This is a genomic window from Chromobacterium subtsugae, assembly GCF_035919665.1.
GTDB classification, from domain to species: Bacteria; Pseudomonadota; Gammaproteobacteria; order Burkholderiales; family Chromobacteriaceae; genus Chromobacterium; species Chromobacterium subtsugae.
Genome location: NZ_CP142381.1, coordinates 744,467 through 761,343, shown reverse-complemented (window position 1 = coordinate 761,343; position 16,877 = coordinate 744,467). Strand labels below are relative to the sequence as shown.

22 protein-coding genes are annotated in these 16,877 nt (G+C 66.6%); 11 read left to right on the top strand and 11 right to left on the bottom strand.

Going from position 1 to position 16,877, the window contains the following annotated elements; all coding sequences use genetic code 11:
• Positions 1 to 148: 148 nt before the first annotated feature.
• On the top strand, positions 149 to 910 hold the full coding sequence (locus U6115_RS03785) for a substrate-binding periplasmic protein (protein WP_043576908.1): 762 nt from the start codon (positions 149 to 151) through the stop codon (positions 908 to 910).
• Here U6115_RS03785 and ybaK read toward each other — a convergent pair.
• From ybaK to msrP, 3 genes are all read right to left on the bottom strand, one after another.
• Positions 894 to 1,373 carry a Cys-tRNA(Pro) deacylase gene (ybaK, locus tag U6115_RS03780; RefSeq protein WP_043576906.1) on the bottom strand — a complete coding sequence of 160 codons (480 nt, stop codon included), beginning with the start codon at positions 1,371 to 1,373 and terminating at the stop codon, positions 894 to 896. The two genes, U6115_RS03785 and ybaK, sit on opposite strands and share 17 nt — an antisense overlap.
• Positions 1,374 to 1,437: 64 nt before the next feature.
• The gene (locus tag U6115_RS03775) at positions 1,438 to 2,055 is read right to left on the bottom strand and encodes a protein-methionine-sulfoxide reductase heme-binding subunit MsrQ (RefSeq protein WP_043576898.1); all 618 of its coding nucleotides are present in this window, start codon (positions 2,053 to 2,055) and stop codon (positions 1,438 to 1,440) included.
• A complete protein-coding gene (gene msrP / locus U6115_RS03770) occupies positions 2,055 to 2,972 on the bottom strand; it encodes a protein-methionine-sulfoxide reductase catalytic subunit MsrP (RefSeq protein ID WP_043576895.1) in 918 nt (305 codons plus the stop codon). Before msrP ends, U6115_RS03775 begins: the two co-directional genes overlap by 1 nt.
• Positions 2,973 to 3,175: 203 nt before the next feature.
• Between msrP and U6115_RS03765 the strand changes: the two genes are divergently transcribed.
• Together U6115_RS03765 and U6115_RS03760 are read left to right on the top strand one after the other, a co-directional pair.
• Entirely contained in the window at positions 3,176 to 3,610 is a 435-nt protein-coding gene (locus U6115_RS03765; protein WP_043576892.1) for a hypothetical protein, read from the top strand.
• Between the two features lie 68 nt (positions 3,611 to 3,678).
• Positions 3,679 to 4,437, top strand: a complete 759-nt coding sequence (locus tag U6115_RS03760) for a hypothetical protein (RefSeq protein WP_043576889.1) — start codon at positions 3,679 to 3,681, stop codon at positions 4,435 to 4,437.
• Positions 4,438 to 4,439: 2 nt separating this feature from the next.
• Here U6115_RS03760 and U6115_RS03755 read toward each other — a convergent pair whose 3' ends face one another.
• Positions 4,440 to 4,622 (bottom strand): protein MIGRI, encoded by a 183-nt coding sequence (locus tag U6115_RS03755; protein ID WP_043576887.1) that lies wholly within the window; start codon positions 4,620 to 4,622, stop codon positions 4,440 to 4,442.
• A gap of 162 nt (positions 4,623 to 4,784) precedes the next feature.
• Between U6115_RS03755 and metX the strand changes: the two genes are divergently transcribed.
• The 4 genes from metX (at position 4,785) to U6115_RS03735 (ending at position 8,076) form a co-directional block, all read left to right on the top strand.
• Positions 4,785 to 5,927 (top strand): homoserine O-succinyltransferase MetX, encoded by a 1,143-nt coding sequence (gene metX / locus U6115_RS03750; RefSeq protein WP_043576885.1) that lies wholly within the window; start codon positions 4,785 to 4,787, stop codon positions 5,925 to 5,927.
• Entirely contained in the window at positions 5,924 to 6,517 is a 594-nt protein-coding gene (metW, locus tag U6115_RS03745) for a methionine biosynthesis protein MetW (protein WP_043576883.1), read from the top strand. The genes metX and metW overlap by 4 nt, the downstream gene beginning before the upstream one ends.
• A gap of 25 nt (positions 6,518 to 6,542) precedes the next feature.
• Entirely contained in the window at positions 6,543 to 6,731 is a 189-nt protein-coding gene (locus tag U6115_RS03740; RefSeq protein ID WP_043576880.1) for a YqaE/Pmp3 family membrane protein, read from the top strand.
• Between the two features lie 67 nt (positions 6,732 to 6,798).
• Positions 6,799 to 8,076 carry an AmpG family muropeptide MFS transporter gene (locus tag U6115_RS03735; protein ID WP_043576877.1) on the top strand — a complete coding sequence of 426 codons (1,278 nt, stop codon included), beginning with the start codon at positions 6,799 to 6,801 and terminating at the stop codon, positions 8,074 to 8,076.
• Positions 8,077 to 8,080: 4 nt separating this feature from the next.
• Here U6115_RS03735 and U6115_RS03730 read toward each other — a convergent pair whose 3' ends face one another.
• The 6 genes from U6115_RS03730 to polA form a co-directional block, all read right to left on the bottom strand.
• Positions 8,081 to 8,506: a type IV pilin protein gene (locus U6115_RS03730; protein WP_043576874.1), complete on the bottom strand. Its 426-nt coding sequence runs from the start codon at positions 8,504 to 8,506 to the stop codon at positions 8,081 to 8,083.
• Positions 8,503 to 9,150 (bottom strand): pilus assembly PilX family protein, encoded by a 648-nt coding sequence (locus tag U6115_RS03725; RefSeq protein WP_052258120.1) that lies wholly within the window; start codon positions 9,148 to 9,150, stop codon positions 8,503 to 8,505. The genes U6115_RS03730 and U6115_RS03725 overlap by 4 nt, the downstream gene beginning before the upstream one ends.
• Before the next feature lie 8 nt (positions 9,151 to 9,158).
• Positions 9,159 to 10,016 (bottom strand): hypothetical protein, encoded by an 858-nt coding sequence (locus U6115_RS03720; RefSeq protein ID WP_146008376.1) that lies wholly within the window; start codon positions 10,014 to 10,016, stop codon positions 9,159 to 9,161.
• Entirely contained in the window at positions 9,994 to 10,500 is a 507-nt protein-coding gene (locus U6115_RS03715; RefSeq protein WP_043576870.1) for a hypothetical protein, read from the bottom strand. Before U6115_RS03715 ends, U6115_RS03720 begins: the two co-directional genes overlap by 23 nt.
• Entirely contained in the window at positions 10,487 to 11,029 is a 543-nt protein-coding gene (locus tag U6115_RS03710) for a GspH/FimT family pseudopilin (RefSeq protein WP_043577173.1), read from the bottom strand. The genes U6115_RS03715 and U6115_RS03710 overlap by 14 nt, the downstream gene beginning before the upstream one ends.
• Positions 11,030 to 11,236: 207 nt before the next feature.
• Positions 11,237 to 14,035, bottom strand: coding sequence for a DNA polymerase I (gene polA, locus U6115_RS03705; protein WP_080770259.1), 2,799 nt, complete (start codon positions 14,033 to 14,035; stop codon positions 11,237 to 11,239).
• 14 nt (positions 14,036 to 14,049) lie between these two features.
• On the opposite strand from polA, the gene U6115_RS03700 reads away from it, so the two are divergent.
• From U6115_RS03700 to U6115_RS03685, 4 genes are all read left to right on the top strand, one after another.
• Complete coding sequence (locus U6115_RS03700; protein ID WP_021476877.1) at positions 14,050 to 14,778, top strand: LOG family protein; 729 nt, start codon at positions 14,050 to 14,052, stop codon at positions 14,776 to 14,778.
• 30 nt (positions 14,779 to 14,808) lie between these two features.
• The gene (locus U6115_RS03695; RefSeq protein WP_043576868.1) at positions 14,809 to 15,138 is read left to right on the top strand and encodes a DUF2782 domain-containing protein; all 330 of its coding nucleotides are present in this window, start codon (positions 14,809 to 14,811) and stop codon (positions 15,136 to 15,138) included.
• Between the two features lie 9 nt (positions 15,139 to 15,147).
• Positions 15,148 to 16,089, top strand: coding sequence for a homoserine kinase (gene thrB / locus U6115_RS03690; RefSeq protein WP_043576866.1), 942 nt, complete (start codon positions 15,148 to 15,150; stop codon positions 16,087 to 16,089).
• Positions 16,090 to 16,233: 144 nt separating this feature from the next.
• On the top strand, positions 16,234 to 16,509 hold the full coding sequence (locus U6115_RS03685; RefSeq protein WP_043576864.1) for a hypothetical protein: 276 nt from the start codon (positions 16,234 to 16,236) through the stop codon (positions 16,507 to 16,509).
• Positions 16,510 to 16,591: 82 nt separating this feature from the next.
• On the opposite strand, the gene U6115_RS03680 is transcribed toward U6115_RS03685, so the two are convergent.
• On the bottom strand, positions 16,592 to 16,867 hold the full coding sequence (locus tag U6115_RS03680) for a hypothetical protein (RefSeq protein ID WP_146008377.1): 276 nt from the start codon (positions 16,865 to 16,867) through the stop codon (positions 16,592 to 16,594).
• Positions 16,868 to 16,877 lie beyond the last annotated feature (10 nt).

Sequence of the window (16,877 nt, the reverse complement as noted above, 5' to 3'; positions counted from 1 at the left end):
GCATCGGCGCCGCCATTCCCCGCTCAACGCCCCTGGCCGCGTCCGCCGCGCCAGGGGCATTTGCTATCCGGAGCGGCGCGGAAGCGGCTCTTGGTTGGCGCCGCGCGCTGTGCGATAACACAGTATCCCCGTCCGTTTAGGAGCCGCCATGCGGCGTCTGCTGCCTCTGGTTTTCGCGCTGTCGCTCGGCGGTCCGGCCGCTGCCCAGCCGGCCGTCGAGCTGGCCACCGGCGAGTGGCCGCCCTACGTCTCGCAAAGCCTGCCGCAGGACGGCGTGTTCTCGCAGATCGTGCGCCAGGCCTTCCAGCGCGCCGGCTACTCGGTGCATTTCACCTATCAGAGCTGGCCGCAGGCCGAGGCGGCGGCCAAGGCCGGCCGGGCTGCCGCGGCGTTTCCCTACCGGCCGACGCCGGAGCGCGAGCAGGATTTCGACTTCTCCGCGCCGCTGATGCGCTCCACCAGCTATCTGTTCTATCACAAGCCCCACATGCCGCACCCGCCGCCGCAGTTCAAATCGTTAGACGAGCTGCGCGGCTACCGCGTCGCCGTCCAGCTCGGCTATTGGTACATTCCGCTGTTCCAGCAGCACAAGCTCAATACCCTGCTGACCAGCGACGAAGTCAACGCCTTGCGCCAGTTGCAGCTGGGCCGCCTGGACCTGGCGCCGATGACGCTGGAGCGCGGTTTTTTCCTGATCCACAGCGCGCTGCCCGGACATGAAAAGGAATTCGGCTACATCCCGACGCCGCTGGACAAGGAAACGCCGCTGGGGCTGATGTTCTCGCGCGGCTATCCGCAGGTGGCGCGCATCCGCGAGGACTTCGCCCGCGCGCTGGAGTCGATGGAGAAAGACGGCACGCTGAAGGCGATCTACCAGCGCAACTTCCCGGAAGTCACGCCGCCGCGTTGACCAGCGTGGGATTCAGCACCCGGATCACCTCCTGCGGGCTGACCCCTACCAGGAAGCCGCGCTTGCCGCCGTTGAGGTAGATGACCGGCAGCTCGGCGATGCTGGCCTCCATATACACCGGCATCGGGTGGCGGGTGCCGAAGGGGCTGGTGCCGCCCACCTGGTAGCCGCTGTGCTTGTCGGCGGTTTTCGGGTCGCAGGGATGGACTTTCTTCGCGCCGATCTGCTTGGCCAGCATGCCGGTGCCCACCTCGCGGTCGCCGTGCATCAGCACGATCAGCGGACGCTTGTTGTCGTCCTCCATGATCAGCGTCTTCACCACCGCGTGCTCGTCGACGCCCAGCTCGCGCGCCGACACCGTGGTGCCGCCCTTGTCCTCGTATTTGTACAGGTGTTCGGTGTAGTCGACCTTGTGCTCGCGCAGCGCGCGGACGGCCTGGGTGACGGGGGCCTTGCTGGACATGATGTGTTCCCGATGCGAAACGCCACACTTTAAAACCCGGCCGCCACCTTGCCAAGCGGCGGGATCAAGCCTTGCGCGCGCGCCACCACAGCCGCAGGCCCAGCAAGCAGGCCAGAACAGCGGCGTAGATCAGCGGCTGGGTGACATCCTTCTTCACCAGCCACCAGTAATGGGTGACCGCCAGGATCGCCACCGGGTACACCAGCCGGTGCAGCTTGCCCCAATTGCGCTTCAGCCGCCGCATCCAGCCCTGGGTGGAGGTCAGCGCCAGCGGCGACATCAGCGCGATGGCGGCGAAGCCGACGGTGATGAACGGCCGCTTGGCGATGTCCTTCAGGATGTGGTGCCAGTCGAAGAACTGGTCCAGCCAGATATAGGTGGTGAAATGCAGGCTGGCGTAGAAAAAGGCGAACAGGCCCAGCATGCGCCGGCATTTCAGCGGCCAGGCCTGGCCGCTGAGGCGGCGCAGCGGCGTCATCGCCAGCGTGGCCAGCAGCCATACCAGCGTCCAGGTGCCGGTGGAGCGAGTAATGAACTCCACCGGGTTCACCGCTTCGCCCATCAGCACGATCCACGCCGCGCGCATGAGCGGCAGCAGGCAGGCGATGAACAACAAAACCTTGCCGACGGCGAGGCGGCGGTCGGCCGGGGCGGCGGGCGTTTTCATGCGCAGCGTCGTCATCAGTAGTTCTTTCTCAGGTCCATGCCGCGGTACAAGCCGGCCACCTGCTCGGCGTAGCCGTTGAACGGCAGCGTCTTGCGCTTGAAGAATTCGCCGATGCGCCGCTCGGATGCCTGGCTCCAGCGCGGGTGGTCGACATCCGGATTCACATTGGAATAAAAGCCGTACTCATGGGCGTTGGCCATATTCCAGCTGGTGGCCGGCATCGTTTCCTGCAGCCGGATGCGGACGATGGACTTGATGCTCTTGAAGCCGTATTTCCACGGCACCACCAGCCGGATCGGCGCGCCGTTCTGGTTCGGCAGCGCGTTGCCGTACAGGCCGACAGCGAGGATGGCCAGCGGATGCATCGCCTCGTCGATGCGCAGTCCCTCGCGGTACGGCCAGTCCAGCACCGCCTGGCGCTGGCCTGGCATCTCGCTCGGCCGCTGCAGCGTCTCGAACGACACGTATTTGGCGCGCGAAGTGGGGTTCATCTGCTTGATCAGGCTGGCCAGCGGGAAGCCCACCCAGGGGATGACCATGCTCCAGCCCTCGACGCAGCGCAGCCGGTAGACGCGCTCTTCCAGCGGAAACTTCAGCAACTCCTCGATGGAGAAGCGGCGCGGCTTGGCCACCTCGCCGTCCACCAGCACGCTCCACGGCCGGGTATGCAGGCTGCCGGCGTTCTCCGCCGGATCGCTCTTGTCGGTGCCGAATTCGTAATAGTTGTTGTAGCTGGTGATGTCCTTCAGGCTGTTGGGCTTGTCATTGGCCGCCAGCTGCGACAGCGGGCTTTTCCTGGCGTTGAGCCCGGCCAGCGTTTCGGCCGACAGCAACAGTCCGGCGGCGCCGGCCATGAACTGGCGGCGGTTGAAGTACACTTTTTCCGGCGTGATTTCCGACGGCAAGTGGTCGGCGGGTTTTCTGATCAGCATGGCGGCGCTCCTGTCGTTTCCACTTGGTCGGCTCAACACGCTGATTCTGACACCAGGCGGGATCAACCGTTCAGCGTTAAAGTGTTAGCAAAGACTATCCCGGCCCGCTTGGCCGGCGCCAATGCCGTCATGCTAAACTGCGGCCGCCGCCGCGGCGGCGCTTCCGTGCCGTTCACACCAACAATTACAGATCAGACAATGTCATGAAGAAACAACTCGCCATCGCCCTGACCGTGGGCAGCCTGCTGCTCTGCCAATCCGCCCTCGCCCGCCGCGAGCCGCTGGAACAGCCGCAACGCGTCACCCTGACCGCGCCCAACGGCGACGTCGGCAAAACCAAGGCCGCCATCATCCGCGCCGCCAGCGGCCTGCAATGGAATGTCGTGGCCGACCAGCCCGGCAAGCTGACCTTCAAGCATGTCAAAGGCAATATCGTGCTGGTGCTCGATGTCAGCTATGACGCCACCGGCTATCAGGTGCGCTACGCGTCCAGCGAAAACCTGAGCTACCAGGAAACCGAAACCGGCGCCCGCGTCCACCCCACCGTCAACCGCTGGATGGACAATCTGGTCCGCCACATCGGCGGCGACCGCACCGATGGCGACGACGACGACAAGCCGGCCAGCGCGGCCGAGTAAGCGCCCGCCCATGCAACCGGCCAAGCGCCTGTCCGGTTGCCCCGCTCCCCCCAGCCCCGCCTCTTTCCATGCCATCCAAGCTGAAATACCAGATCCAACCCGCTCCGGAGGTGGACACCGCCACCTTGCGCCGCCTGCACGCGCTGCGGCTGGCGCAGTTTCCGTTCCGCCGCGCCGACCCCGCGCGCGAAGCCGCCATGTGGCGCGAATTTCAGGATAGCTATCGACAGCGCGCCGCCTGGTCGGTGATTTTCCGCGACGCCGACGGCGCGCCGCGCGGCTTCTGGCTGGCTGTCTGCGAGCGGCCCCGGCCGCCGGCGCCGCGCGGCGTGCTGCTGCGGGTGGATTATTTGTATACCGAACCGGGCTGGCGCGGCAGTTCCGTATTGATCGCGTCCACCCTGAGGCTGCTGTGGCGGACCAAGCTGCAAGCGCCCGGCCTGCCTCTATGGTTCGGCTGCATCTGTTTTCCCAATAGTTTCATCCGGGTGGCGGCCACCTTCGAACAGGTGCGCACGCTGGCCGACGCGCCGCTGGCGGCCGCGGACCGCGCCTTGCTGCTGCAGCTGGGCGCCGACGCCGCGGGCGCCCGTTGGCGCGCGGCCAGCGGCCTCGCCGACTTCAGCGACCATCATCCGCCGGCGCTGGCCGCCGGCATCGCCGACACGCCGCGCCTGGCCAGGCACTTGGCCCGCTACGAAGCCGCCAACCCGGACTGGCGCCGGGGCATGGCGATGCCGATGTTCTGCCGGATCGGTCTGGCCACCGCCATCCGCGGCGTCTGGCACACCCTGCGCCGCGCCTGGCGGCGCAAGCGGGCGGCCTGAGGCTACAACTGGTGCCAGCCCAGCCAGTACAGCGCGCAGAACAGGGCGGCGCTGATCAGCAGCGCGATGGCCAGCGCGGAAAACAGCTCGTGCAGCGTGCGGCGCTGGCTGGGCCGCAGCAGCCAGCGCGCCACCGCCCACAGCACCAGGCACAGCACGAAAAACTTGAACAGGCGTCCAAACATGATGGCAGTCGGCGAGGAAGTGCCGCGATTATCCCGGCGCGATCTCTCCCCGCGCAAGCCCGGCTTGTGGATATAATCGTCCGGTAGCCGCAGGAGACTTCGCCCAGCCTGCCCCGACAGAGGGCGGCGGACGAAGATAATTAGAAGAGGCCACCACCACTTATGACCGACACCAACTGTTCGGTAGGCATCGTCGCGCCCCAGGACGCCGTGTTCGATGTCCCATTGCCGCTGGCGAGCGGCGCCGTGCTGCCCAGCTACCAGCTGCGCTTCGAAACCTACGGCGCGCTCAACGCCGGCCGCAGCAACGCCATCCTGATCTGCCACGCGCTGTCCGGCCACCATCACGCCGCCGGCCGCCATCACCCGGACGACAAGGCCGCCGGCTGGTGGGACAATATGATAGGCCCCGGCAAGCCGATCGACACCGACCGCTTCTTCGTGGTCGCCATCAACAATCTGGGCGGCTGCCACGGCAGCACCGGCCCCTCCAGCGTCAACCCGGCCACCGGCCAGCCCTGGGGCTCCGCCTTTCCCGTGGTGACGGTGGCGGACTGGGTGACTTCGCAGACGCGGCTGGCCGACCGGCTGGGCATAGAGCGCTGGGCGGCGGTGATAGGCGGCTCGCTGGGCGGCATGCAGGCGCTGCACTGGAGCATCGCTTATCCGCAGCGCGTCGCCCACGCGCTGGTGATCGCTTCCGCCCCCAAGCTGTCGGCGCAAAACATCGCCTTCAACGACGTGGCGCGCCAGGCCATCCTCACCGACCCGGAATTCCACGGCGGCGACTTCTACGCCCAAGGCGCGGTGCCGCGCCGCGGCCTCAGGCTGGCGCGGATGCTGGGCCACATCACCTATCTGTCCGACGACGGCATGGGCGAGAAATTCGGCCGCATGCTGCGCTCCGGCGAATACCGTTTCGGCTACGATGTGGAATTCGAGATCGAAAGCTATCTGCGCTACCAGGGCGACAAGTTTTCCGACTACTTCGACGCCAACACCTACCTCTTGATGACCAAGGCGCTCGACTACTTCGATCCGGCCAAGGAGCACGGCGGCGACCTGGCCGCCGCGCTGCGCCAGGCCAGCGCCAGCTTCCTGGTGGCCAGCTTCACCAGCGACTGGCGCTTCGCGCCGGAACGCTCGCGCGAAACCGTGAAGGCGCTGATCGCCGCCGGCAAGCGCGTCAGCTACGCCGAAATCGAATCGGCGCACGGCCACGACGCCTTCCTGATGACCGACCCACCCTATGTGGACCTGATGCGCGCCTACCTGTCCCGCGTGGCCGAGGAGGCGAACGCATGAACCATCCCGCTCTCCGCCCCGACCTGCGGATCATCTACGACTGGATCTCGCCCAGCAGCCGGGTGCTGGACCTGGGCTGCGGCCGGGGCGAACTCCTGGCGGCGCTGCAGGACGGCAAGCAAGTGCAAGGCTACGGCGTCGATTTCGACGTCGCCAACGTGGTCGGCTGCGTCGCCGCCGGCGTCAACGCCATTCAGGGCGACCTGGAAACTGGCCTCGCCGAATTCGAGGACCAGCGCTTCGACCACGTGGTGCTGTCGCAAACGATACAGGCGATGCGCCATACCGAGGCCATCCTCAACGAAATGCTGCGCGTCGGCCGCGAGGCCATCGTCAGCTTCCCCAATTTCGGCTATTGGCAAAACCGCTGGCAGATCCTGCAGGGCCACATGCCGGTGTCGGACACCATTCCCTACCAATGGTACGACACGCCCAACATCCACTGGTGCATGCTCGGCGATTTCGAGGCGCTGTGCGCGAAGAACGGCATACGCATCGTCCAGAGGGTGGTCATGGACAAGGGCAAGCGGGTATCCTTGTTGCCCAATCTGCGCGGCAGCCTGGCCTTCTACCGGGTGGCGCGCGGCTGATTCCGCCTCGCACAAGGAGAGATGCATGCGCCTGCTGCTGGCCATTTTCCTGCCCTGGCTGCAGTTCTTCACCATAGGCCGGCCGTTCGCCGGCCTGTTCTGCCTGGTCCTGCAACTGACTCTCATCGGCTGGATTCCGGCCGCGCTGTGGTCGGTGTACGCGCTGAGCCAGTACAAGACCGACCAGAAAATCGCCAAGGCGCTGCGGCGCTGACGCCGGCCCGGGCCGGCCCCGAATCCGGGGCCGGCCGCGTCCCGCAACCCCACACCACAAGAAAACCATGACCCTGGCCTCCATCCACTGGCGGCGCGATGTGTTCTCCCGCGCCATGCTGGTTTGCGTATTCACCGGCTTCGCCTCCGGCCTGCCGCTCTACACCCTGATCAACCTGCTGCCGGCCTGGCTGCGCAGCGAGGGCGTCGACCTCAAATCCATAGGCCTGTTCGCGCTGATCGGCCTTCCCTACACCTGGAAATTCCTGTGGTCGCCGCTGATGGACCGCTACGCGCTGCCGCTGTTGGGCCGCCGCCGCGGCTGGATGCTGGCCAGCCAGCTGGCGCTGCTGTTCGCCCTCGGGCTATTCGGCCTGTTCGACCCGCGCGCGGACATCTGGAACATCGCCGCGCTGGCGCTGGCGGTCGCCTTTTTCTCGGCCAGCCAGGACATCGTGCTGGACGCCTTCCGCCGCGAAATCCTCAGCGATGCCGAACTGGGGCTGGGCAACACCATCCACATCAACGCCTACCGGCTGGCCGGCCTGGTGCCGGGCTCGCTGTCGTTGATTCTGGCCGACCGCATGCCCTGGGGCGGGGTATTCGTGGTCACCGCGCTGTTCATGCTGCCCGGCGCGCTGATGACGCTGCTGGTGAAAGAGCCCAGCCTAGCCGCCGGCAGCCCGAAGACGCTGCGCGAAGCGGTAGTGGAGCCGTTCCATGAGTTCGTCACCCGCCAGGGCTGGCAGGGCGCGCTGTGGATATTGGGCTTCATTTTCCTGTACAAGCTGGGCGACAGCATGGCCACCTCGCTGGCGACGCCGTTCTATCTCGACATGGGCTACGCCAAGTCGCAGATCGGCCTGGTGGCCAAGCATGCCGGGCTGTGGCCGGCGGTGGCCGGCGGCCTGCTGGGCGGGCTGTGGATGATCAAGATGGGCATCAACCGCGCGCTGTGGGCGTTCGGCATGGTGCAGGTGCTGTCGATTCTGGGATTCGCCTGGCTGGCCAGCCATGGCCGTTTCGACAGCGTCGGCGCCGAGCAGCTCGGCATGCTGGCCGCGGTGATAAGCTTCGAGGCGCTGGGCGTCGGCCTCGGCACCGCCGCCTTCGTCGCCTTCATCGCCCGCAGCACCCATCCGGCCTACACCGCCACCCAGTTCGCGCTGTTCACCAGTCTGGCCGCGGTGCCGCGCACGCTGGCCAACGCCGCCACCGGCTACATCGTCGACTCTATCGGCTGGACTTCGTTTTTCTTCCTGTGCACCGCGCTGGCGATTCCGGGCATGATGCTGCTGGTGAAAGTGGCGCCCTGGGGCGACGACCCGGCGGCCAGCAAGGCCTGAGCCTTCACGGCCGGCACTGCTCGCCGCCGCCGTCCTGGCGGCACTGGCGGATATTGCCATCCTGGTCCAGCTTCAGCAGCCACTCCTCCAGGCCGGAACCGGTTTTCGCCCTGGCCTCGATGATGAAGCTGGTCTGCTCGACATTGTCGGCCGACGGCAACGCGCTGCTGAAGCCGATATCGAAAGCGGCGGTCTCGATCACCGGCAATGCCGGCCAGGCCAGCGGCCCCTCCTGGTGAAACACGCCGTGCTCGTGATACCAGCGCTGCATGAAGTGGTTGTCCTCCAGCAAGGCCGAGCGCGCCTCCTCCAGCCGGGCGCGCTGCAAGTATGACTGGTAGCCCGGCAGCGCCACCGCCAGCAGCAATGCGGCGATCGCCATGCAGCCGACCAGTTCCAGCAGGCTGAAGCCGCCGACATTTGTCTTCATTCCCTGCGCTCCTCCCAGTTCAAACGCCGCCCCGCCGCCTCGCCGTCGCCCACCCGGTACCAGCTTTGCAGGGTGACCGAGCTGTAAGGCGTGCGGCCCCAGGCCCGCACCGTGATCCGGTACAAACGCCCGGGCGATCCGTCCCGCGCCAGGAAGCCGGGATCGATCAGCTCCACCACGTAGCGCGGATTGGCCCAGCTGAGCCCGCCGCTGCGCACTTGCTGCGGACACCTGGACTGCGCCGGCTCCGGCTCCAGCGGAAAGGCGCGGCTGTTGCCGCAGGGATGCAGCAGCGGCACCGCGCCGTTCGCGCGGCGTTCCGGCGGTTCCTTGGGCTCGCACAGGCCCTTGCCCTGCGGACCATGGCAGTTGGGCGGAAACAGCCGGCCCTCGCCATACAGCTCCGCCGGCCGGGCGGCCAGGGCCGCCATGTCCAGCCGGCGGTCCAGCCGCCACACCCAGTCCTCGGCGCCCAGCAGCGCCTGCCGCGCCAACAGCTGCGCCCGCCGCCGATCCTGGACATTGTCCGCCAGCCGCTGCGCGCTGATCGTCAGCTGGGACGAGGACAAGGCCAGCATGCTCAGCGCCGCCAGCAAGGACAACACCAGCAACAAAGCGCCGCCGCGCTGGCGGCTGGCCCTCACCGCGCGCCTTAGCATGGCTGCAACGGCGTCAGCGCCGCGTCATGGCTCAGCTTGATCACCTTGTCCTCCCCGCTATCCGGATACCACTCCATCGTCACCCGCGCCGCCGCCAGGCGGCCGGCCTCGCCAGCCGTCAACGAGTCGATGCCGCGCCAGGCCCAGCGCGCATCCGGCCCGCAGCCGGTTTGCGCCAGCACCCGCAGCGACAGCGACTTCACCCCATCCAACGCCACCCGCTCGCCGCCGTCGGCGATGCCGCCCAGCGCATCGCGCATCAGCAACTGCCCCGATCGCCCCGGACGCAGCAGGCGGTACTGGCGCTGCCGCGGCAGCCACAGCTGCAAAGAGGGCAGGTGCAAGCTGCCCGCGGCCAGCGCCGGAGACAGCTCCAGCGACGGCGTCGCCGCGCCGCCGCTCCAGCTTGCCTCGCCTCCGGCCAAGCGCAGCGATTGTCCGCAGCTGACCAGCCGGCTCTCGCGCCAAGCGCGCCAGTCGCTGTCCTGCGGCTCCAGCAGCAGGCGGCTCAGTCCGCCCGCGTCGTCCAGCACCGCCTGCCGGTGCCGCAGCCAGCGCCCGGGCAGCGACAGCGTCCACGCAGTCTGGCCGAAATCCTCGCGCCGCCAGGCTTCTTGCGCGCATCCCAGACGGCCGTGCATGGACAAATCCTGCGCCAGCTGCCGCATCGCCCAGCGCGCCTCCTGCCGCCGCTCCAGGCCCTGTCCGGCCAAGCGCACCGCGCGGTCGGCCACCCCGTAAGACGACACCGCCTGCGCCAGCACGTAAGACAGCAAGGCCAGCGCCACCAATTGGCCCAACAACAAGGAACCGCGCTGCCGCGCGCGTTCAGGGCTGCAGCGGCCAGACACCGGCATGCTCCTGCCATTGCCGGCCGGCGCGGCTGCGCCAGGCCACCCGTATCGCCAACTCCCCCTGCGCGCCGCAGCCCGGCCGGGCGAGGGTGGGCGGCACGCCGCCGTCGCCGCGGCACACCACCGCCCTCACCTGTTCGGCGCGGCTGCTGCCCGCGCGCAGCGCCTGCTTGAAATGGCCGAGATCGGCGGCCGCCAGCTGCGCGGAAGTGCACGGCCCCGCGCACTCGCCAGCCGTCAGATGATCGTCATAGCCGCTTTCCAGATAATGCGGCCACAAGCTGTCCGGCCGGGACTGGATGGCGCTGGCCAGGTCGGCCACCGCGTCGTCGATGCGGCCGCGCAGCTCGGCGTCGCGCACATGCTGCAGCGAACGCGCCAGCATGCCGGCCAGCGCCAGCAAGGCCAGCATCCACGCCAGCAGCGCCACCATGGTTTCCAGCAGGCCGAAGCCGGCCTGGCGCCGCCTAGCCGCAATCATCGGACACCTCTCCCAGCCTGGCCCGCCCATCCTCAGCCAGCGTCAGCGCCAGGCACTGGCGGCCGCCGGACAGACGGAACACCATGGCGCCGGCCTCGCGCAAGCGTCCCTCCGCCGTCAGCGTCAATTGCCGCGCCGGCGCGCGCACGGCCACTCGGGCGCCGTCGAACATCGCCAGCTTCAAGCGTTCGCCGCTGTCGTAATAGCCATTGCCGGCGCCGCGGTCGGCGTAGACCAGCGCGCCCTCCGGCCAAACCGCCTGCGGCCCCGCCTGAGGCGGCAGGCAGCCCTGCAGCTCGCGGTTGCGTTTCAGATTGGCCGCGCACAGATAAACCGGCTGATTGCGCCGCAAGGCCTCGGCGCGCGCGTATTGCAGGCTGCCCAGCAAGGCCAGGCCATGGCCGCGCAGCCGCTGCCGCTCCAGCGAGCGGTCGAGCAAAGGCAGCGCGCTGCCGCTGCCGATGGCGACGATGGCCAGCACGGTCATCCATTCCAGCAATGAAATCCCGGCCTGCTTGGCTATGCCCATGCTTTCTCCGCGAATGACGGAACAGCCCACAGTCTGGAAAAACATCGCGAACTCCGCCGCCTCCCCTGTCCCAAAGCCGGAAAACGGCCATGGTCGGCCAGACCAAAGTTCAGGTTGGAAGTGATGCGAAAAGGAAAATCCCCGGCGGAACCGCTGGACGAAAAAACGGCGTCCGCAGACGCCGTTATGATGATTTGCCGCTGGCGCTCAGTGCGCCGCCTCCCAGCTGTCGCCAGCGCCGACCTCGGCCAGCAGCGGCACTTTCAGCGCCGCCGCGCCGGCCATGATTTCCGGCAAACGCCGCTTGACCAACTCCAGCTCGGCCTGCGGCACCTCCAGCACCAGTTCGTCATGCACCTGCATGATCAGCTTGCTCTGCAAGCCGTCGCGCTCCAGCCAAGCCTGCACCGCGATCATCGCCAGCTTGATCAGATCGGCGGCGGTGCCCTGCATCGGCGCGTTGATCGCCGCGCGCTCGGCGCCGGCGCGGCGGCCAGGATTGGACAGCTTGATGTCGGGCAGGTACAGGCGGCGGCCGAACACCGTTTCGACATAGCCCTGCTCGCGCGCCTTCTCGCGGGTGGTCTGCATGTACTCGGCCACGCCCGGATAGCGCATGAAGTAGCGGTCGATGTACTGCTGGGCGGCGCTGCGCTCGATATCCAACTGGGCGGCCAAACCAAACGCGCTCATGCCGTAGATCAGGCCGAAGTTGATCGCCTTGGCCGCGCGGCGCTGGTCGGACGTGACCGCGCCGAGATCGACGCCGAACACCTCGGCCGCGGTGGCGCGGTGGATGTCCTCGCCGCTGGCGAAGGCCTTCAGCATGCCCTCGTCGTCGGACAGATGGGCCATGATGCGCAGCTCGATCTGCGAATAGTCGGCCGACACGATCTGCCAGCCGGCCGGCGCGATGAAGGCTTCGCGCACGCGGCGGCCCTCGGCGGTGCGCACCGGGATGTTCTGCAGATTGGGATCGTTGCTGGCCAGGCGGCCGGTGATCGCCACCGCCTGTGCATAAGTCGTATGCACGCGGCCGGTCTGTGGATAAATCAGCGTCGGCAGCTTGTCGGTGTAGGTGGACTTCAGCTTGGCCAGGCCGCGATACTCCAGAATGCACTTCGGCAGCGGATGGTCCAGCGCCAGTTGCTCCAGTACCGACTCGTCGGTGGAATAGCCGCCGCTCGGCGTCTTCTTGACGCCCTTGGTCGGGATCGCCAGCTTGCCGAACAGGATCTCCTGCAGCTGTTTGGGCGAGTTCAGATTGAATGGCTGGCCGGCCAGCTCGTAAGCTTGCTGCTCCAGTTCCAGCATCTGGCTGCCCAGTTGGTGGCTCTGCGCCGCCAGCTTGTCGCGGTCGATCAGCACGCCGTGGCGTTCCATCTTGAACAGCACTTCGGCCACCGGCAGCTCGATGTCGCGGTAGACCTTTTCCAGATCGCCGGACAGCTCGCCGGCGAAATACTGGTTGAGCCTGAGCGTGATGTCGGCGTCCTCCGCCGAATAATTGGCGGCGATGTCGACGTCCACCTCGCCGAAACCGATCTGCTTGGCGCCCTTGCCGCAGATGTCCTCGTAGCTGACGGTGTTCTCGCCCAGATGGCGGCGCGCCAGATCGTCCATATTGTGGCGCTGGTGGCTTTCCAGCACGTAGGAGGCCAGCATCGAATCATCGGCGATGCCGCGCAGGGCGATGCCGTGGTTGGCCAGCACGTGGCAGTCGTACTTCAGGTTCTGTCCGCACTTTTTCTGGCTGGCGTCCTCCAGCCACGGCTTGAGCTTGGCCAGCGCGGCATCCAGCCCCAGCTGCTCCGGCGCGCCGGCGTAGTGGTGGTCCAGCGGCAGGTAGGCGGCATGGCCGGCCTCCACCGAGAAACTGACGCCGACGATGCGCGCCTGCATCGGATCGAGGCTGGTGGTTTCGGTGTCGAACGACACCACCCTGGCCGCCGCCAGTTTTTCCAGCCAGGCGTCCAGCTGGGCTTCGGTCAATATCGTTTCGTAATGGCGCGTCAGCGCGGCTTCGGCCGGGGCGGCTTGGGCCGCCGGCGCTGCGGCCGGTTCGGCGAACATGTCGCCCTGGGCCTGATCGCCGCGCGGCGCGGCGGGCGCGTCCTCGCCGCGCTGGGCGACAGCCGGCATCTCCGCCCCCTCGGTCACCTCGCGGTAGAAGGTGCGGAAGCCCAGATCCTGGAACAGCTCGGCCAGCCGCGGCTTGTCCTTCCGGCCGTGCTGCAGGCCCGGCAGGCCGTGCGGCAAGTCCGTCGCCAGGTTCACCTCGCAATCGATGGTGATCAGCCGCTTGCCCATCGGCAGCCAGTCCAGCGCGGCGCGCAGGTTCTCGCCCACCTTGCCGCCGACGCTATCGGCCTGGGCGACGATGGCGTCCAGGCTGCCGTATTCCTCCAGCCACTTCACCGCGGTCTTCGGCCCGCACTTGTCGACGCCGGGCACATTGTCGACCTTGTCGCCGATCAGGGTCAGGTAGTCGATGATCCGGTTCGGCGGCACGCCGAACTTCTCCTTCACCCCGGCTTCGTCCAGCAGCTCGTTGGTCATGGTGTTGACCAGGGTGACATCTGGCGTCACCAGCTGCGCCATGTCCTTGTCGCCAGTGGAGACGATCACCTTCATGCCGGCCGCCGCGCCCAGGCGCGCCAGCGTGCCGATCACGTCGTCCGCCTCCACCCCCGGCACCACCAGCATCGGCCAGCCGGAGGCTTGCACCACGTCGTGGACCGCCGTAATCTGGGAGGCAAGCTCCTCGGGCATCGACGGGCGATTGGCCTTGTATTCGGGGTACAGGTCGTCGCGGAAGGTCTTGCCCTTCGCGTCGAAGACGCAGGCGCTATAATCGAATTCAACCTCCTTCTCCAGCCGCCTGAGCATGTTCACCATGCCATAGACAGCCCCCACCGGGCGGCCATCCGGGGAACGCAAATCGGGCATCGCGTGAAAGGCGCGGTACAAGTAAGAAGAGCCGTCGATCAATAACAATGTTTTCATAAAGAGGCAGAAGTATGAGCTTGTCCGATAAGTTGCCGCAGACCAGTGACCGTCACGCCATGATGCAGCGCTTCCGTTCCCGCGAGGCCTGGCACGTGATGAAGATATTGTCGGAGTTTGTCGAGTCGGCCGAGGAACTGCAAGGCATTACCCCGGCGGTGAGCATATTCGGCAGCGCGCGCACGCCGCGCGATCACAAATACTACAAATTGACCGAGGACGTGGCGCGGCGTCTGTCCGATTCCGGCTTCTCGGTGATATCCGGCGGCGGCCCCGGCATCATGGAGGCCGCCAACAAGGGGGCATTTTACGGCAGAAGTCCGTCGGTGGCGCTCAACATCGTGCTGCCGCACGAACAAAAACCCAACGATTACCAGGACCTGTCGGTCAAGTTCAACCACTTCTTCAGCCGCAAGGTGATGTTCGTCAAGCACGCCATCGCCTACGTGGTGATGCCCGGCGGCTTCGGCACGCTGGACGAGATGTTCGAGGCGCTGACGCTGATCCAGACCGGCAAGAGCCGCAAGATTCCCATCATCCTGTGCTGCAGCGAATTCTGGACCGGCCTCTTGGACTGGGTGAAAGACCGCCTGGTCAGCGAAGGCATGATCAACCCGGACGACCTCAACCTGATCCAGCTGATCGACGACCCGCAGCAGATCGTCGACACCATTTTCAAACACTACGAGACCCGCGGCTTCGACGCCTTGCCCGAAGAGCGCGAGCAGCTGCTCAACCTGTAACCACCGCATACCAATCAATAAGGACAAACCATGCGCCGCCTCACCGCCCTGCTTCTACTCCTGCCGCTGGCCCCCGCCTTCGCCGCCGACGCCCCGGCGCCGGCCAAGGCGGTGGTGCCTCCGCCCCCCGTCATCAGCCAGGACAACTCCGCAGAACCCGAGCCGGAAGTGCGGCTGATCCAGAAAGGCGACGAGAAGATCGAGGAATACCGGCTGAACGGCCAGTTGTACATGGTGAAGGTGACGCCAGGGCACGGCGTGCCGTATTACCTGATCGACGACAACGGCTCCGGCACCATGAAACAGGTCGACCCCGCCACCCGCATCATGATCCCGCGCTGGGTGCTGGTTCGTTTCTGAGGAGCAGGCATGTCGGTTTACACCACGGTCAGCCGTGAAACCCTGCAACAGTGGCTGCAGGGCTATGCGCTGGGCCAGCTGCTGGAGCTGCAAGGCATCGCGGCGGGCATCACCAATACCAATTATTTCGTCACCACCACGCACGGCCGCTATGTGCTGACGCTGTTCGAAACCCTGCAACTGGACGAACTGCCGTTCTACCTGTCGCTGATGAGCCATCTGGCCAGGCACGGCGTGGCCTGCCCCGCCCCCATCGCCGACCACACCGACCGCTTCGCTTCGACGCTGGCCGGCAAACCGGCCTGCCTGGTCACCTGCCTGCAGGGCGCGGACGTCAGCGCGCCCACGGCCGCCCATTGCCGCGCAGTCGGCGAAATGCTGGCGCAGATGCACAAAGCCTCCGCCACCTTCCCGCTGAAAATGCAGAACCCGCGCGGACCGCGCTGGTGGAGCCGCGTCGCGCAGCAGCTATACCCGCAGCTGCCGGCCGAGGAAGCGGACTTGCTGCGCGCCGAAATCCAGTTTCAGGACGGGCACCGCTTCGACCATCTGCCGTCCGGCGTGATCCACGCCGACCTGTTCCGCGACAACGTGCTGATGAACGGCGAGCAGATCGCCGGCTTCATCGACTTCTACTACGCCTGCAACGACATCCTGCTGTACGACGTGGCGATCGCGGTCAACGACTGGGCGCGCCGCGACGACGGCAGCCTGGACGACGCGCTGGCGAAAGCGCTGCTGGACGGCTACCAGTCGGAGCGGCAGCTGAATCCGGACGAGCGCGCCAGCTGGCCGGTGATGCTGCGCGCCGCCGCGCTGCGCTTCTGGGTTTCGCGGCTGCAGGATCTTTACCAGCCGGCCAGCGGAGAACTGACCTATACCAAGGACCCCGCGGTTTTCCGGCAACTGTTGCGAGACCACGGCCAACGCACGGTCTTCTGGCTGGATTGACCGCCTTTTCCGATGGCCGCATTGCCATGTTCACAATGTTGTCATCGGATTCCACTTGAAAAGTGTGAAAATTCACTTAACATCAGTGATGAGTAGTAGCTGTTTTCCGGATTCCCGTAGTTCAACCTGAGCAAAGGATTCATCATGCTGCTAAAAAAAATCATCACCGTTACCCTGGCCGTCATGCTCGCTAGCCCGGCGTTCGCCGCCGGCGAAGAAACCGTCGGCGGCACTGCCGGAACCGCAGGCACGGCCGGCACCGCCACCGCCGGCACCGCAGGCATCGCCGGCACCACCGCCGGCATCGCGGGCCTCAGCGTCGGCACCATCGCCGCCATCGGCGCAGCCGTCGCCGCCGCCGTCGCAGTCTCCAGCAACAGCAACTCCTCGTCCTCCCACTCCGCCGCCACGCACCACTAAGCGCCGGAGCGCCGTGATTACGCGGCTCCTCGCCAGGCAGGCGGATGGCTGTCATCACGCCTGCCGGCTTTGACTCTCAAAACTAAAAAATAGCAAAGCATCGCATAGTGTCGTTTGCGTGATATGAAACGCAGCAAAAATCTGCCGCCAGCAAGGCCGTATGATTGACGCGACTCAAGGGGCTGTTCTGAAAACTTGATCCATTCCGCATCTCCGCCAACCGCGCGCCGTCAGAAAATGCGCCGCGGCGGCGGGCGCGCACAGGATCATCCTCTTGGTTTTCCGCTTCCCCTGGCCCGTTGGCGATGGATACAAGGGGGCCGCCGTTCAGGCCGGCAATAAGCAGCGATGGCTGCATCGAATAAATC

What these genes read in the sequence shown, in the direction of transcription:
- U6115_RS03785 (WP_043576908.1), top strand. Translation starts at nt 149, where the DNA reads ATGCGGCGTCTGCTGCCTCTGGTTTTCGCGCTGTCGCTCGGCGGTCCG.
- ybaK (WP_043576906.1), bottom strand. Translation starts at nt 1,373, where the DNA reads ATGTCCAGCAAGGCCCCCGTCACCCAGGCCGTCCGCGCGCTGCGCGAG.
- U6115_RS03775 (WP_043576898.1), bottom strand. Translation starts at nt 2,055, where the DNA reads ATGACGACGCTGCGCATGAAAACGCCCGCCGCCCCGGCCGACCGCCGC.
- msrP (WP_043576895.1), bottom strand. Translation starts at nt 2,972, where the DNA reads ATGCTGATCAGAAAACCCGCCGACCACTTGCCGTCGGAAATCACGCCG.
- U6115_RS03765 (WP_043576892.1), top strand. Translation starts at nt 3,176, where the DNA reads ATGAAGAAACAACTCGCCATCGCCCTGACCGTGGGCAGCCTGCTGCTC.
- U6115_RS03760 (WP_043576889.1), top strand. Translation starts at nt 3,679, where the DNA reads ATGCCATCCAAGCTGAAATACCAGATCCAACCCGCTCCGGAGGTGGAC.
- U6115_RS03755 (WP_043576887.1), bottom strand. Translation starts at nt 4,622, where the DNA reads ATGTTTGGACGCCTGTTCAAGTTTTTCGTGCTGTGCCTGGTGCTGTGG.
- metX (WP_043576885.1), top strand. Translation starts at nt 4,785, where the DNA reads ATGACCGACACCAACTGTTCGGTAGGCATCGTCGCGCCCCAGGACGCC.
- metW (WP_043576883.1), top strand. Translation starts at nt 5,924, where the DNA reads ATGAACCATCCCGCTCTCCGCCCCGACCTGCGGATCATCTACGACTGG.
- U6115_RS03740 (WP_043576880.1), top strand. Translation starts at nt 6,543, where the DNA reads ATGCGCCTGCTGCTGGCCATTTTCCTGCCCTGGCTGCAGTTCTTCACC.
- U6115_RS03735 (WP_043576877.1), top strand. Translation starts at nt 6,799, where the DNA reads ATGACCCTGGCCTCCATCCACTGGCGGCGCGATGTGTTCTCCCGCGCC.
- U6115_RS03730 (WP_043576874.1), bottom strand. Translation starts at nt 8,506, where the DNA reads ATGAAGACAAATGTCGGCGGCTTCAGCCTGCTGGAACTGGTCGGCTGC.
- U6115_RS03715 (WP_043576870.1), bottom strand. Translation starts at nt 10,500, where the DNA reads ATGATTGCGGCTAGGCGGCGCCAGGCCGGCTTCGGCCTGCTGGAAACC.
- U6115_RS03710 (WP_043577173.1), bottom strand. Translation starts at nt 11,029, where the DNA reads ATGGGCATAGCCAAGCAGGCCGGGATTTCATTGCTGGAATGGATGACC.
- polA (WP_080770259.1), bottom strand. Translation starts at nt 14,035, where the DNA reads ATGAAAACATTGTTATTGATCGACGGCTCTTCTTACTTGTACCGCGCC.
- U6115_RS03700 (WP_021476877.1), top strand. Translation starts at nt 14,050, where the DNA reads ATGAGCTTGTCCGATAAGTTGCCGCAGACCAGTGACCGTCACGCCATG.
- U6115_RS03695 (WP_043576868.1), top strand. Translation starts at nt 14,809, where the DNA reads ATGCGCCGCCTCACCGCCCTGCTTCTACTCCTGCCGCTGGCCCCCGCC.
- thrB (WP_043576866.1), top strand. Translation starts at nt 15,148, where the DNA reads ATGTCGGTTTACACCACGGTCAGCCGTGAAACCCTGCAACAGTGGCTG.
- U6115_RS03685 (WP_043576864.1), top strand. Translation starts at nt 16,234, where the DNA reads ATGCTGCTAAAAAAAATCATCACCGTTACCCTGGCCGTCATGCTCGCT.
- U6115_RS03680 (WP_146008377.1), bottom strand. Translation starts at nt 16,867, where the DNA reads ATGCAGCCATCGCTGCTTATTGCCGGCCTGAACGGCGGCCCCCTTGTA.